The sequence below is a fragment of the Erythrobacter sp. NE805 genome (genome assembly GCF_046452355.1).
Classification (GTDB): domain Bacteria; phylum Pseudomonadota; class Alphaproteobacteria; order Sphingomonadales; family Sphingomonadaceae; genus Erythrobacter.
Map to the genome: position 1 here is coordinate 223,453 of NZ_JBKFDI010000003.1, position 14,048 is coordinate 237,500.

The following is a 14,048-nucleotide window of genomic DNA, read 5'->3' on the forward strand; positions in this document are numbered from 1 at the left end:
CATGCTAGGCGGTTGTTAACCAACCCTGCCGCATAGCCTTCGCCCGACAGGGACAAGAGGGCCTTTCTTCGCATGGACGATCTGCTGGCGGATTTTATCGCCGAGACCCGCGAGATGTTGGAAGCCTCGGGCGGCGAACTCGTCGCCTGGGAGGCCGATCCAACCGACCGCGCGCGGCTCGATGCGATCTTCCGCTTCGTCCACACGGTGAAGGGCAATTGCGGCTTCTTCGACTTCCCCCGCCTCGCCGCTCTGTCCCATGCCGCCGAGGACGCGCTCGCCGATTGCCGCAGCGGTCGGCGCGATCCCGACCGGCAGCTCGTCACCGCGGTGCTCGCGGTGATCGACCGGATCGCGGCGATGATCGATGCCATCGAGGCGGGCGAGGCGTTCCCCGAGGGTGGCGACGCGGAGCTCGTCGCCGCGCTCGATGTTTCACGCGAAACATCGCAGGAGGCGGGGCTGGAGGGGGGCGAAGAGGGGTCTAACCCGCCCCTGCACCAGCCTGCGAGCACCCTGCTGGCCGCCAGCGACGAGGCAAACGCACCCCTGCGCCGCGCCGATCCCGCGGCCCAGCGCACCATCCGCCTGCCGGTCGAACTGCTCGACCGGGTGATGAGCGGCGTCTCCGACATGGTGCTCGCCCGCAACGACCTCGCCCACCGGCTCCGGCAGGCCGGCACCCAGCCGACCATCGACGGCCCCTTCGAGCGGCTCACCACGATCCTCTCCGACGTGCGCGACGCGATCACCCGGATGCGGATGCAGCGCATCGAGACGCTGTTCTCCGCCCTCCCCCGCCTCGTCCGCGACCTCTCGACCGAGCTCGGCAAGCAGGTGATGGTCGATATGGATGGCGGCGACGTCGAGCTCGACCGCGAGATGATCGAGACGATCCGCGATCCGCTCACCCACATCATCCGCAACGCCATCGACCACGGGATCGAGGCGCCGCTCGCCCGGCTCGGCCAGGGCAAGCGCGAGATCGGCCTGCTCGCCATCGCCGCGCGGCAATCGGGCAACACCATCTCGATCGTCATCTCCGACGACGGGCGCGGGCTCGACGAGGAGAAGATCGCCGCCAAGGCCGTCGCCACCGGGCTCGTCTCGGCCGCCGAGCGCGGCGCGATGAGCCGCGAGCGCATCTTGAACCTCATCTTCGAACCCGGCTTCTCGACCGCCGAGACGGTCAGCGCCGTCTCCGGGCGCGGGGTCGGTCTCGACGTGGTGCGCCAGAACCTCGAGAAGGTCGGCGGCTCGATCCGCGTCGCCAGCCAGCCGGGCGAAGGCACCAGCTTCACGCTCCACATCCCGCTCACCCTGTCGATCATCGCCGGGCTCACCGTCGAGGTCGCCGGCCACCGCTTCGCGATCCCGCAGTCCTATGTCGAGGAGATCGTTCAGGCCTCCTCGCAGCAGCTCGACTTCACCCGGATGGGCGAGAGCGCGCTCGTCACCTTCCGCGGCGTGCGGGTGCCGTGCCTGATGCTGGGCGAGGTGCTCGGCCTGCCGGGTGCCGACATCGCCGCCAGGGAACCGACCCTCGTGATGCTGCGCCTCGCCAGCGGCGACCTCTTCGCACTCGCGGTCGAGGGCATCCACGGCCACGGCGACCTCGTGGTCAAGCCGCTCGCCCCGGCGGTGATGCGCTCGGGCCTCTATGCCGGATCGACCCTGCTCGACGACGGCCAGCCGGTGCTGCTGCTCGACGTGGCCAATATCGCAGCGCAAGCGAACCTCGTCTCCGACACCCGCGCCCGGGTGCTCACCGCACTCTCCGAGGCGGCGGGCGAGGTCGCCGAGGCGGGCCCCCGCGCGATGCTGTTCACCACCTTCGCCGGCCGCCGCTCGGCGGTGCGGCTCGAACTCGTCCAGCGCATCGAGACCGCACCCGCGAGCGCGATCGACCGCTCGTCGGCGCGCCCGCGGGTGGTGATCGACGGGATGATCCTGCCGCTGGTCGGCCTGCCCGAGGAGGAGGCGTTCACCGCCCCCAAGGTGCGCCTGCTGCGCCTCTCGGACGGCGCCTGCGAGCTGCTCCACGCGGTGCGCGAGGTCGAGGACGCGGTCGAACTCGCCGAGGCGCTGCGCCCCGTCCCCGAGGACCCGCTCGCCGAGGGCATCACCCTGATCGCGGGCCAGCCGGTGACGCTGATCGACGCGCACGCACTCTTCGCCCGCCACGGCGAGGCGCCGCAGGCGGCGAGCCGCCCGCGCTGCACCCTACCCGAGGGCGACTGGGCGCGCACCATCCTGGCGCCGCTCGTCACCGCGGCGGGCTATGACATCGTTCCTGCCGAGGAGGCGGGAAGCGATGCCATCGGCATCCTTTTCGAGGACGTCTACGAGGTCGCCGAGGCGCTCGGCCGCCCGCTGCCCGCGCAGGTGATCCGCCTGCGCGACCAGCCCGACGCGCCGCCGGGATCGGGCACGATCTACCGCTACGATCGCGAGGGCCTGCTCGCCGCGCTCGCCGCCGCCGCGCGCGTGGCCCCGCGCACCCGGGGACAGGCCGCATGATCGGCGAACTGCTCGTCGTCGCCCGCATCGCCGGGCGCGCCTGCGCGCTCTCGGCGCTCGACGTGAAGTCGGTGATCGAGATCGGCACCGTCACCCCGATCCCGCGCGCGCCTTCGTGGATCGCGGGGATCACCGCATTGCGGAGCCAGGCGCTCACCGTGATCGACTGCCGCCGCGCGCTCGGGCTTGCCGCCGGGGCCTCCGGCTGGCCGACCGACCACCGCGCGATCGTGGTCGCCGAAGGGGGCCATTCCTATGCCCTGCTGGTCGACGCGATCGAGGACATCACGACCGCCGCAAGCGAGGCGGGGCAAGTCCCCGGCGGGTTCGGCCCCGAATGGTCGCGCATCGCGACGGGCATGGTCGAGACGATGGCCGGTCCCGCGCTGCTCGTCGATCTGGCGGCGCTGATCGCCGGGCCCGAGGGCCTTTCCAGCGAAATCGAGGCCGCGGCTTAATCCTATAATTACCAAATGCTCCCTAGGCTCTGCCGCGCAACCGCAGGATGCCCCATGAAAACATGCCTCATCGTCGATGATTCCCGCGTCATCCGGAAGGTTTCGAGGCACATCCTCGAGACGCTCGGGTTCGCGGTGGAGGAAGCCGAGAACGGCAAGCTCGCATTGGACGCCTGCGAGGCGGCGATGCCCGACGTGGTGCTGCTCGACTGGAACATGCCGGTGATGACGGGGATCGAGTTCCTGGTCGCGCTGCGCCAGCGGCCCGGCGGGGACAAGCCCAAGGTGGTGTTCTGCACCACCGAGAACGACGTCGCGCACATCCGCGAGGCGATCTCGGCCGGGGCGGACGAATATGTCATGAAGCCCTTCGATCACGAGACGTTGCAGATCAAGCTGCAACTCGTCGGGTTTGCGTGAACCGCCCCGCCTTCAGCCCGCGGCCCGCTAGCGCAGCGAACAGCGCCGCGCGCCCCTTCGCGCATTCGGGCGCGGGGGCGGCGATCCGGGTGATGGTGGTCGACGATTCGCTGACGGTGCGCACGATCTTCAAGCGCATGGTCGAGAGCGATCCCGCGCTGGTGATCGTCGGCACCGCCTCTTCCGCCGAGGGCGCGCTCCAGCAACTCGCCCAGACGCCGGCCGACGTGGTGCTGCTCGATCTCGAGATGCCCGGGATCGGCGGCTTGAGCGCCCTGCCGCAGATCCTTGCGACGCCCGGCCACCCGCAGGTGCTGGTGGTCTCCTCGCTGACGATGGACGGGGCCGAGCACACCCTCGCCGCGCTCCAGATGGGCGCCGCGGACACGCTCGCCAAGCCCCGCCCCGGCGGGTTCACCGAGGACTACCGCGCGGCGCTGCTCGGCAAGATCCGCGCGCTCGGCAGCCGCCCCGCCGAGGGCGCAGCCGAGGCGCTCGCCGCCCCGCCCCCGCGCCCCGAGCCCTCCTTCGCGCGCGCACCGCTCGCGGGCCGGCGGCGCCGTCCCGAGGTGGTCGCGATCGGCGCCTCGACCGGCGGCATCCACGCGCTCGGCCTGCTGCTGCGCCAGCTCCCGCGGGGGTTCGAGGTGCCGCTGCTGGTCACCCAACACCTCCCCGCCTCCTTCATCCCGGTGTTCGCCCGCCAGGTCGAGAGCGCCTGCGGGCGGCCCGCCGACATCGCGATGGACGGGATGGTGCTCACCCCCGGGCGGATCGTGATCGCGCCGGGGCACGGGCATATCGTGGTCAAGCGGGCCGGCTCGCTGGGGCTGGTCGTCGAGGTCTCGAGCGCCCCTCAGCCGAGCGGGTGCCTGCCCTCGGTCGACCCGATGCTTTCGAGCCTCGCCGAGGCCTGCGAGGGCCGCGCGCTGGGCGTGATCCTCTCCGGCATGGGCCGCGACGGAGCGATCGGCGCCAAGGCGTTGGTCGAGGCGGGCGGCGCGATCTTCGCGCAGGACGCCGACACCAGCGCGGTGTGGGGGATGCCCGGCGCCGTCGCCCGCGCCGGGCTCGCCAGCATCATCGCCCCGCCCGAGCGGCTCGGCGAGGCGGTGCTCGCCCAGGCCTCCGCGCCGGTGGCCCGGCCATGATCGACGGCAGCGAGGCCTCGCACCAGATCATCGCCGACCTGCTCGAATCGCGCACCGGCCAGCACCTCACCGAGAGCCGCCGCTGGCGCGTCAACTCGGCGCTCGCGGGAATCTTCCGCACCCATGGCATCTCCAACGTCGACCAGCTCGTCTGCCTCCTCGCCGCACCCCCCGCCGATGCGCCCGACCTCGCGCAGGAGGTGGTCGAGGCGCTGCTCAACAACGAGACCTATTTCTTCCGCGACAAGCCGACCTTCGACCAGCTCCCCGCCGAGATTCTCCCCGAACTCCACCGGCGCCGCCGCGATGCCAGGCGCCTGTCGATCTGGTCGGCGGGCTGTTCGACGGGCCAGGAGGTCTATTCGCTCGCCATGCTGTTCGCGGAACAGGCCGAGCGCTGGGCGGGCTGGACGATCGACATCCTCGGCACCGATGTCTCGCACCGCGCGGTGGGCGCCGCCCGCAGCGCGCTCTACAGCCCCTTCGAGGTGCAGCGCGGCCTCGGCGTCGCGCAGATGCTGCGCCACTTCGACGAGACCCCGCGCGGCTGGCAGGTGCGCGGGGACGTGCGCGCGATGGTGCGCTTCCAGCAGCACAACCTGCTCGGCGGGCCGCATCCCGGGCGCCTGCCCTTCGACCTCGTGCTGTGCCGCAATGTGCTGCTCTATTTCGACCGCCTGACCCGCGCCGCGGCCTTCGGGCGGCTCGCCCAGGCGGTGATGCCCGACGGCTTCCTGATGCTCGGCGCGGGCGAGACCGTGGTCGGCCAGACCGACCGCTTCGTCCCCGCCGCGCGCCGCGCGAGCTTCTTCGAGCCGGTCGCCGCCCCCGCCGCCGCGCCGGCCCCAACCCCGGCCCGCCGCTCGGCCTGAACCCGAGCCCCTTTGCGACGGGCCGAGAGCGATGGTTTACCCTTCCTTAGCCGCTTCCTTTTAGGGCGTTTTCGTCACGCCATGACGGCGGCGCGGCGCATCCGGGACAGGCCTATCGTGTTGAAGGTGAAGCAGCCCCAGCATCTGACCTCGTCCGGGCTCGTGGTGATCCCGATCGCGGTCTCGTGCCTGATGACCGGCGCGCTCGCGGCGGCGCTGGTGCTGACGGGGCGCTGGGAGACCACCGCCAAGGCCCCGCTGCTGATCGTCACGGTGCTGTTCTACGCGATCATCCTCGTGATCCTCGGGCGCAGCGGCATCGCCAATGTCCGCGGGCTCGCGATGCGCGCGAGCTGCGATCCGCTCACCGGCCTGCCCAACCGCCACGCGCTCCATGACGACATCGCCCGCCTCGCCCGCGGCAGCTCGGAGGAAGTGGCGCTGGCGATGATCGACCTCGACGCCTTCAAGCAGGTCAACGACCATTACGGCCACGAGCTCGGCGACAGCCTGATCGCCGCCTTCGCCGACGAGATCCGCAGCGTCTGCGGCACCGAGGCGCGCTGCTACCGCCTGGGCGGCGACGAGTTCGCGGCGCTGATGGTCGGCAAGGTCGCGGGCACGATTCTCGAGGGGATCTGCCGCACCCTCCTCGAACGCCTCGGCACCCCGCTGACCATCGCGCACCGCCACATCGCGGTCGGCGCGAGCGTCGGCCTCACCCGCTCCACCCCCGACGCGCGCATCCCGTCCTCCGAGATGCTGCGCCGCGCAGACGTCGCGATGGACATGTCGAAGCGCGGCGGGAAGATGCGCTGCACCTGGTTCAACGAGAGCTTCGACCGCCGCCGCGAGCGCGTGCGCGAGATCGAGGAGGACATCCGCGCCGGGATCACCGCGGGCGAATTCAGCCTTGCCTACCAGCCGCTGGTCAGCGCCGACGACAAGCGCATCGTCGCGGTCGAGGCGCTGCTGCGCTGGGACCGCGGCCCCGAGCGCGATCCGCTCGGCCCCAACATCTTCATCCCGATCGCCGAGGATTCGGGGCTCATCAACCCCTTGGGCCTGTGGGTCCTGCGCCGCGCCGCCTGCGACGCGCGCCACTGGGGCGACATCACCCTGTCGGTCAACATCTCGGCCGCGCAGCTGCGCAACGCCGAGTTCCCGATCCGGCTCGGCGAGGTGCTCGAGGAAACCGGCTTTCCGCCGCACCTCCTCGAGCTCGAGGTGACCGAGACCTGCCTCGTGCTCGACCCCGTGGTCGCCGAGCGCACGTTGGACATGATCCGCAGCTTCGGGGTCAAGATCGCGCTCGACGATTTCGGCACCGGCTACGCCTCGATCGGGTTCCTGCGGCGCTTCCGCTTCGAGAAGCTGAAGCTCGACCGCAGCCTCGTCGAGCTCGCCGGGGTCGATGACGGCAGCCGGGCGATGATGCTCTCCTCGATCGCGCTCGCCCGCGCGCTCGACATGGGGGTGACCGCCGAAGGGGTCGAGACCGAGGAGCAGGCCGAGCTGGTGCGGCTTGCCGGCTGCGACCAGATCCAGGGCTGGCTCTACTACCGCGCGCTCCCGGCAGGCGAGATCGACAAGCTGATCGCGGCGCAGAACGCGATGCGCACCGCCCGCGGCGAGCAGGCGGCATGAGCGCGCTCCAGGACATCGCGCTCGATTTCGAGGCGGAGAGCGCCGCCGCGCCGGCCGCCGCCGCTCCGGCCGCGCAGGGCACGCGCCTCGCGCGCTGGTTCGCGGCGCTCCCGGTCGGGGGCAAGATCACCGCCTTCTTCAGCTTCAACCTCGCCTTCGCGCTGGTTGCCGGGCTGTTCGTGGTGATGGGCTATGTCGAGCTCGGCTCGCGCGCCGAGCGGGTCCGCGCCACCCATGCCGACGCGCTCGCCGCCGAGCGGCTGCTGGTGCAGATCTCCGAAGGCCAGCGCCATTCCGAGATGCTCGCCGCGACCGGCGACCGGGCGCGCGCCCGGGCCGCGACCGCCGCGCTGATCCGCGCCGAGGCTACCGCGGCGACCTTCGCCCCGCGCGCCGCGGCGAGCGGGGTCGAGGCGCAGGGCCAGCTCGCGCTGATCCGCGAGGGGCTCGCCGATCTCGGCCGCCAGGTCACCGCCTTCGATCCCGCCGCCGACCCGGCACGGCGCGGCGCGCAGGCCGCGGCGATGGCCGCGACCCAAGCCGCGCTGCTCGCCGCCGGGCAGGAGATGGCCGCGAGGCTCGGTGAGGAGGCCGACGGCATGGCCGAAAGCGGCGCGGCGCTGATCGGGCGCCTGTTGTTCATGTGGATCGGCCTCGCCAGCATCCTTACCCTCATCACCCTCACCGCCCAGCGCTATTTCAACCGCACCGTCGGCGCGACGCTCTCGGCGATGGCGCGCCAGATGAGCCGCATCGCCGCAGGCGAGCGCGAGGTCGCGATCAGCGGCAAGGAGCGCGCCGACGAGATCGGGGCGATGGCGCGCGCGACCGAGGTGTTCCACCGCGCCGGCCTGCGCCTCGAGAAACTCAGCCGCGAACGCGCCGAGCACGCCCGCGCCGAAATGGACGAACAGGCGCGCCGCCAGCTCCTCGCCGAGGAGGCGCGGCTCGAGAATGCCCGCGCGATCCACGCAATCGCCGACCAGTTCGAGCGCACCGTCGGCGAGGTGGTCACCGGCGTCGTCTCCGCCTCGAGCCAGCTCCAGTCGACCGCAACCCTCATGTCCGCGACTGCCGAGGACGCCTCGGCGCGCACGCTCGAGGCCGCCGCGGCGATGCAGGAGGCGAACATGGGCGCGACCGCCGCCGCCGCCGCGAGCGACGAATTCGCCATGTCGATCGGCGAGATCAGCCGCCAGGCCGCCTCCTCGGCAGAACTCGCCCGCGAGGCGAGCGTCTCGGCGCGTGAGGCCGACAGCACGATCGGGGCGCTCGCGGCCTCGGCGGACGAGGTCGGCCAGATCGTCGAGCTGATCCGCACCATCGCCCAGCGCACCAACCTGCTTGCCTTGAATGCCAGCATCGAGGCCGCGCGCGGCGGCGAGGCGGGGCGCGGCTTCGCGGTGGTCGCGAGCGAGGTCAAGGAGCTCGCCAACCAGACCGCCCGCGCGACCGAGCAGGTCTCCGAGCAGATCCGCGCGATGCAGTCGACCACCGGCGCGAGCGTCGCGGTGCTGCGCCAGATCGCCGCGCAGATCGAGAGCCTCGAGACCACCGCGGTCTCGATCGCCACCGCGGTCGACCAGCAATCGGTCGCAGGCCACGACCTCGCCCGCAGCATCGATCTCGCCGCGCGCGGGACCGAGAAGGTGGCGGGCCACGTCGAGACGGTGCGCACCCTCTCGCTCTCAACCGGGGCGGCCGCCTCGCAGGTGCTCTCCAGCGCGACGAGCCTCGAAAGCCAGGCCGCCACCCTGCGCGCGCAGGTGCAGTCCTTCCTCGCCCGGGTGCGCGCCGGCTGAACCGCGCCGCTCAGGGGGTTCCCCTAGGGGATCAAGCTTTTTTAAGGTTTACCCTTCATGAAAGCGCTCATCCGAAGCTTGGGGGATGAGCGGCATGAACATGATGAGCTGGCAGGAGCGGCGCGAGGAACAGGCCGTTCCCGATTTCGTCCGTGACCTGCGGTCCGAGGAAGGCCTCGACGGCGCGCCCTTCGCCCTCTCCGAAGCCGCGCCCGCGCGGGGCACCCTGCTCGAGCGCATCACCTGGTTCCGCAACCTCCCGCTCGCGCGCAAGATCAACACGGTGTTCGGCACCTTCCTCGGAGTCGGGCTGCTGATGGTGCTGGTGCTCGGCGCGGGGCTGTCCGAGCTGTGGACCCGCTACAATGCCTCGGCGCGGGTGCAGGAGACCCTCGTGGCCGCCGGGCAGTTGCAATCGGCGGCGGGCGAGCTGCGCTACCACTCGGTGCGCGCGCTCTACGACCGCAGCGGGCCCTTGCGCGAGGCGCAGCGTTCGTCGGAGAGCGCGGTGCTCTCGAAGATTACCGGGATCGAGACCGCGGTGCTCGCCGAAGCCCCCGAGCTCGCCCCCCGCGTCGCCGCGGTGCGCGCCGAGGTGACGGCCTTCGAGACCACCTTCGAGCGCGCCGGCGAGACCGTGCGCGGCGGCGGCGATGCCAATGCGGCGGCGGCGGCCGTCTCGGCGCAGGGCAACCAGCTGATGACCGCGAGCGCCGCGCTTGCCGCCGCGATCGGCGCGCGCGGCGAGGCGCAGGAGGCGAGCGGCATCGGCTATTTCTTCAACATGATCCTGATCCTCGCCGTGCTCGCCGCGTTCGGCGCCGCGGTGCTGGTGTTCGGCCTCGCCTACCTGTCGCGCGATTTCTCGCGCAAGATCGTCGAGATCACCGATGCGATGACCCGGCTTGCCGACGGGGACCGCAATTTCGACATCGCCGGCGCCGACCGCCAGGACGAGGTCGGCGCGATGGTTCGCGCGCTCGACCTGTTCAAGCGCGCCAGCAAGCGGCTCGAGATGTGGGCGCGCGAGCGCTCCGAGAAGGCCGAGCAGGAATTGCAGCTCCAGCAGGAGCGCGAGCGCGAGCGGATCGAGGCCGAGGCCAAGCGTGCCGCGCTGCTCGACGAGGTCGCCCGCCAGTTCGAGCGCACCGTGGGCGACGTGGTGAGCGGCGTCGCTGCCGCCTCCAGCCAGCTCCACACCACCGCCACCCGCATGGCGCAGAGCGCCGAGGAAGCGAGCCGCCGCACCGGCGAAGTCGCCTCCTCGATGGAGGAAGCCAACGCCGGCGCGACCGCGGCCGCCGCGGCGAGCGACGAATTCGCGCTCTCGATCAGCGAGATCAGCCGTCAGGCCGCCTCCTCGAGCGAACTCGCCCGGCTCGCCTCGGAAGCGACCGGCGAGGCCGACGAGACCATCTCCGCCCTCGCCGCGTCGGCCGAGGAAGTCGGCCAGATCGTCGAGCTGATCCAGACGATCGCCCAACGCACCAACCTCCTTGCCCTCAACGCAAGCATCGAGGCGGCGCGCGGGGGTGAGGCGGGCCGCGGTTTCGCGGTCGTCGCCAGCGAGGTCAAGGAGCTCGCGATGCAGACCAGCCGCGCGACCGAGAAGGTCGCCGAGCAGATCCGCGCGATGCAGTCGACCACCGGCGCGAGCGTCAAGGCGCTGCGGGCGATCGCGGGTCAGGTCAAGGAGCTCGAATCCACTGCCGTCTCGATCGCGACCGCGGTCGACCAGCAATCGGTCGCGGGCCGCGACCTCGCCCAGAGCATCGACCTCGCCGCGCGCGGCACCGAGAAGGTCGCGGGCCACATCGAGGACGTGCGCCAGCTGTCGCTCTCGACCGGCGCTGCGGCCTCGCAGGTGCTGCTCAGCGCCAACGAGCTGGAGGCGCAGGCAGCGCATCTGGGCGATCAGGTACGCGGCTTCCTGCGGACGGTGCGGGCGGGGTGAGGCGCCGCTCTCCTGCAAGCATCCACGATCCCGGATAGCGGGTCGGATGCGATAAGCGGCGCTCGATCTCCGGCGCTCGTCAGCCTCTGACCGCCAGCTCCTCCATTTCGTCGACCTCGCGGGCGAAGCGTTCGGCGGCGATCCCCGGCGCATGGGCGCGGAAGGCGTTGGCCAGCGCGCGGTAGTACCACAGGGTCCCGCCCTTCCCGCCGGTGAAGCGGCTCCAAACGGCGGCGCCGTGGGCGCGCAGGTCGGCATTGATCGCGGCGGCGTTGTGGGTCTTGTCGGCGAGGCTCACCGCGAGGCTGCGCGCCGGCTTGTGGGCGAGGCTGGCGATATAGGCCTCCTTGCGCGGGTGCCAGGCGGGCTTGGGCTCCTCGTGGCTGTCGGTGCAGTCGGCGACCATCGCCGCGACATCGTCACCATAGCGCCTGCGGATCTCTTCGAGGCGCGGGAGGCCGCCCTGATCCTCGACCGCATCGTGGAGCAGCGCGGCGATCGCCTGATCCTCGTCCGCCCCGTTCTCGAGCGCAATCGCGGCGACGGCGAGGAGGTGGGAGATATAGGGGATACCGTTGCCTTTGCGGGTCTGGTGGCGGTGGAGGCGGCTCGCATAGGCGAGCGCATCGTCGAAGCGCTGGGTGAGAAAGGGGGTGTCGGGCATCGCAAGTCCTCCTGTTGGCAGACCGCAACGCCGATTGCGCCCGGCAGCGAGGCTGCGGGCGTGGTTTGCGTCGATCTGTTGTGGGTTTCAAACGGTGGTTGCGGGAGTTGGATTTGAACCAACGACCTTCAGGTTATGAGCCTGACGAGCTACCGGGCTGCTCCATCCCGCGATACCGTTTTTGTTGGCGTTCCTCGCTCCCACGACCTGCGGTCGCGTCGCTGCGGGCAGCCAGTTGGCCTTGCGAAACCTGCGGTTTCGAGGGCCTTCCCCTCGGATATTCCGAGGAGGCGCGTCACGATGCCGGAGCACCATAGACGCCAAAAGGGCCGCCCTTGCGGGTCAGCCCTGTTGACTATGTGAATGGGTTATCCCCGCTCCCGCTGGCTGCAATGCCTGGCGGCGACCTACTCTTCCAACGCTTGAGCGTTAGTACCATCGGCGCTGTCTGGTTTCACGGCCGAGTTCGAGATGGGATCGGGTGGGTCACAGACGCTATGGCCACCAAGCAATGGAGCCAGCGGATGCGGGTTTCAAATCGATGCACACTCAGGGGTCTGAGTGGTTAAGGGCGTATCTGGCTGGAGCTTTCTCCACCAACGCGCTCCTGCAGGTGCAGGGCTGGCGTTGATAGTGCAGACTCTCAAGCGCGATATGAACTATTAGGACCGGTTAGCTCCATACATTACTGTACTTCCACACCCGGCCTATCAACGTGATGGTCTATCACGGTTCAAAGATACCTAATCTCAAGGGAGGCTTCCCGCTTAGATGCTTTCAGCGGTTATCCCGTCCGTGCATAGCTACCCTGCGGCACCCTTGGCAGGATGACAGGTACACCAGAGGCACGTTCACCCCGGTCCTCTCGTACTAGGGGCAACTCCTTTCAAGTATCGACGCCCACGGCAGATAGGGACCAAACTGTCTCGCGACGTTCTGAACCCAGCTCACGTACCACTTTAATTGGCGAACAGCCAAACCCTTGGGACCTGCTCCAGCCCCAGGATGTGATGAGCCGACATCGAGGTGCCAAACGATTCCGTCGATATGAGCTCTTGGGAATCATCAGCCTGTTATCCCCGGCGTACCTTTTATCCGTTGAGCGATGGCCCTTCCACGAGGGACCACCGGATCACTATGACCGACTTTCGTCTCTGCTCGACTCGTCAGTCTCGCAGTCAGGCAGGCTTATGCCATTGCACTCTAACAGACGGTTTCCAACCGTCCTGAGCCTACCATCGCGCGCCTCCGTTACTCTTTAGGAGGCGACCGCCCCAGTCAAACTACCCGCCACAGAGGGTCCCAACACCGGATAACGGTGCGTGGTTAGACATCAGAAAACAGCAGGGTGGTATTTCACCTATGGCTCCACGACAGCTGGCGCCGTCGCTTCAAAGCCTCCCACCTATGCTACACAACTCTTTCCTAATGCCACTCTGAAGCTGCAGTAAAGGTGCACGGGGTCTTTCCGTCTAACCGCGGGTACTCCGCATCTTCACGGAGAATTCAATTTCGCTGAGCATATCCTGGAGACAGTGGGGAAGTCGTTACGCCATTCGTGCAGGTCGGAACTTACCCGACAAGGAATTTCGCTACCTTAGGACCGTTATAGTTACGGCCGCCGTTTACTGGGGCTTCAATTCGGAGCTTGCACTCCTCCTCTTAACCTTCCAGCACCGGGCAGGCGTCAGACCCTATACGTCGTCTTGAAGCCGACTTAGCAGAGTCCTGTGTTTTTGATAAACAGTCGCTACCCCCTGGCCTGTGCCCCCCACCAAAAGTTGCCTTAAGATGGGGCCTCCTTCTTCCGAAGGTACGGAGGCAATTTGCCGAGTTCCTTCAGGATACTTCTCTCAAGCGCCTTGGTATACTCTACCTGACCACCTGTGTCGGTTTCGGGTACGGTCTATACGGTGGGGCTATTTCCTGGAACCTCTTCACTGCCCAACCAATCCAATAAGGAAGGACAATTTACGAGATCCGTCACACACCACCAGGCCCACGAATATTAACGTGGTTCCCATCGACTACCCCCTTCGGGCTCGTCTTAGGGGCCGGCTCACCCTACGCTGATTAGCATTGCGTAGGAACCCTTGGTCTTTCGGCGACAGGGTATCTCACCCTGTTTGTCGCTACTCATGTCAGCATTCGCACTTCCGATACGTCCAGCGTCGGTTACCCTTCGCCTTCACTCGCTTACGGAACGCTCCGCTACCGCTGCAGTAAACTGCAACCCTAAGCTTCGGTGCGTATCTTTAGCCCCGTTACATCTTCGCCGCAGGAACCCTTATTTAGACCAGTGAGCTGTTACGCTTTCTTTAAAGGATGGCTGCTTCTAAGCCAACCTCCTGGTTGTTTTGGGATTCCCACATGCTTTCCCACTTAGATACGACTTGGGGACCTTAGCTGTAGGTTAGGGCTGTTTCCCTTTTGACGACGGACCTTAGCACCCGCCGTCTGTCTGCCAGACAAGACTCGATGGTATTCGGAGTTTGGTTAGGTTTGGTACCGCTCGCGCAGCCCTAGCCCATCCAGTGCTCTACCCCCATCGGCATACATC

9 protein-coding genes, 1 tRNA gene and 2 rRNA genes (1 of these 12 running past the window's edge) are annotated in these 14,048 nt (G+C 68.9%); 8 read left to right on the forward strand and 4 right to left on the reverse strand.

Annotation, left to right across the window (positions count from 1 at the left end):
* Positions 1-72 precede the first annotated feature (72 nt).
* From ACLBKU_RS12530 to ACLBKU_RS12565, 8 genes are all read left to right on the forward strand, one after another.
* Complete coding sequence (locus ACLBKU_RS12530) at positions 73-2,520, forward strand: chemotaxis protein CheA (protein ID WP_410179896.1); 2,448 nt, start codon at positions 73-75, stop codon at positions 2,518-2,520.
* Positions 2,517-2,978, forward strand: coding sequence for a chemotaxis protein CheW (locus ACLBKU_RS12535; RefSeq protein ID WP_410179897.1), 462 nt, complete (start codon positions 2,517-2,519; stop codon positions 2,976-2,978). The genes ACLBKU_RS12530 and ACLBKU_RS12535 overlap by 4 nt, the downstream gene beginning before the upstream one ends.
* A 54-nt stretch (positions 2,979-3,032) precedes the next feature.
* The gene (locus ACLBKU_RS12540) at positions 3,033-3,398 is read left to right on the forward strand and encodes a response regulator (RefSeq protein WP_410179898.1); all 366 of its coding nucleotides are present in this window, start codon (positions 3,033-3,035) and stop codon (positions 3,396-3,398) included.
* Positions 3,395-4,549 carry a chemotaxis-specific protein-glutamate methyltransferase CheB gene (gene cheB, locus ACLBKU_RS12545; RefSeq protein ID WP_410179899.1) on the forward strand — a complete coding sequence of 385 codons (1,155 nt, stop codon included), beginning with the start codon at positions 3,395-3,397 and terminating at the stop codon, positions 4,547-4,549. The genes ACLBKU_RS12540 and cheB overlap by 4 nt, the downstream gene beginning before the upstream one ends.
* Positions 4,546-5,421 carry a CheR family methyltransferase gene (locus ACLBKU_RS12550; RefSeq protein WP_410179900.1) on the forward strand — a complete coding sequence of 292 codons (876 nt, stop codon included), beginning with the start codon at positions 4,546-4,548 and terminating at the stop codon, positions 5,419-5,421. The genes cheB and ACLBKU_RS12550 overlap by 4 nt, the downstream gene beginning before the upstream one ends.
* 117 nt (positions 5,422-5,538) lie before the next feature.
* Positions 5,539-7,068 (forward strand): putative bifunctional diguanylate cyclase/phosphodiesterase, encoded by a 1,530-nt coding sequence (locus tag ACLBKU_RS12555; protein WP_410179901.1) that lies wholly within the window; start codon positions 5,539-5,541, stop codon positions 7,066-7,068.
* Positions 7,065-8,870, forward strand: a complete 1,806-nt coding sequence (locus tag ACLBKU_RS12560; protein WP_410179902.1) for a methyl-accepting chemotaxis protein — start codon at positions 7,065-7,067, stop codon at positions 8,868-8,870. The genes ACLBKU_RS12555 and ACLBKU_RS12560 overlap by 4 nt, the downstream gene beginning before the upstream one ends.
* Before the next feature lie 85 nt (positions 8,871-8,955).
* Entirely contained in the window at positions 8,956-10,824 is a 1,869-nt protein-coding gene (locus ACLBKU_RS12565) for a methyl-accepting chemotaxis protein (protein WP_410179903.1), read from the forward strand.
* Positions 10,825-10,903: 79 nt separating this feature from the next.
* On the opposite strand, the gene ACLBKU_RS12570 is transcribed toward ACLBKU_RS12565, so the two are convergent.
* From ACLBKU_RS12570 to ACLBKU_RS12585, 4 genes are all read right to left on the reverse strand, one after another.
* On the reverse strand, positions 10,904-11,488 hold the full coding sequence (locus tag ACLBKU_RS12570) for an HD domain-containing protein (protein WP_410179904.1): 585 nt from the start codon (positions 11,486-11,488) through the stop codon (positions 10,904-10,906).
* A 95-nt stretch (positions 11,489-11,583) separates the two neighbouring features.
* Positions 11,584-11,660, reverse strand: a tRNA-Met gene (locus tag ACLBKU_RS12575).
* 222 nt (positions 11,661-11,882) lie between these two features.
* A 5S ribosomal RNA gene (rrf, locus tag ACLBKU_RS12580) occupies positions 11,883-11,997 on the reverse strand.
* A 133-nt stretch (positions 11,998-12,130) separates the two neighbouring features.
* Positions 12,131-14,048 (reverse strand): 23S ribosomal RNA (locus ACLBKU_RS12585) (it continues 870 nt past the right edge of the window).

Excerpts from the sequence above, each read along its gene's own strand:
- ACLBKU_RS12530 (WP_410179896.1), top strand. The coding sequence starts at position 73 with ATGGACGATCTGCTGGCGGATTTTATCGCCGAGACCCGCGAGATGTTG.
- ACLBKU_RS12535 (WP_410179897.1), top strand. The coding sequence starts at position 2,517 with ATGATCGGCGAACTGCTCGTCGTCGCCCGCATCGCCGGGCGCGCCTGC.
- ACLBKU_RS12540 (WP_410179898.1), top strand. The coding sequence starts at position 3,033 with ATGAAAACATGCCTCATCGTCGATGATTCCCGCGTCATCCGGAAGGTT.
- ACLBKU_RS12550 (WP_410179900.1), top strand. The coding sequence starts at position 4,546 with ATGATCGACGGCAGCGAGGCCTCGCACCAGATCATCGCCGACCTGCTC.
- ACLBKU_RS12560 (WP_410179902.1), top strand. The coding sequence starts at position 7,065 with ATGAGCGCGCTCCAGGACATCGCGCTCGATTTCGAGGCGGAGAGCGCC.
- ACLBKU_RS12565 (WP_410179903.1), top strand. The coding sequence starts at position 8,956 with ATGAGCGGCATGAACATGATGAGCTGGCAGGAGCGGCGCGAGGAACAG.
- ACLBKU_RS12570 (WP_410179904.1), bottom strand. The coding sequence starts at position 11,488 with ATGCCCGACACCCCCTTTCTCACCCAGCGCTTCGACGATGCGCTCGCC.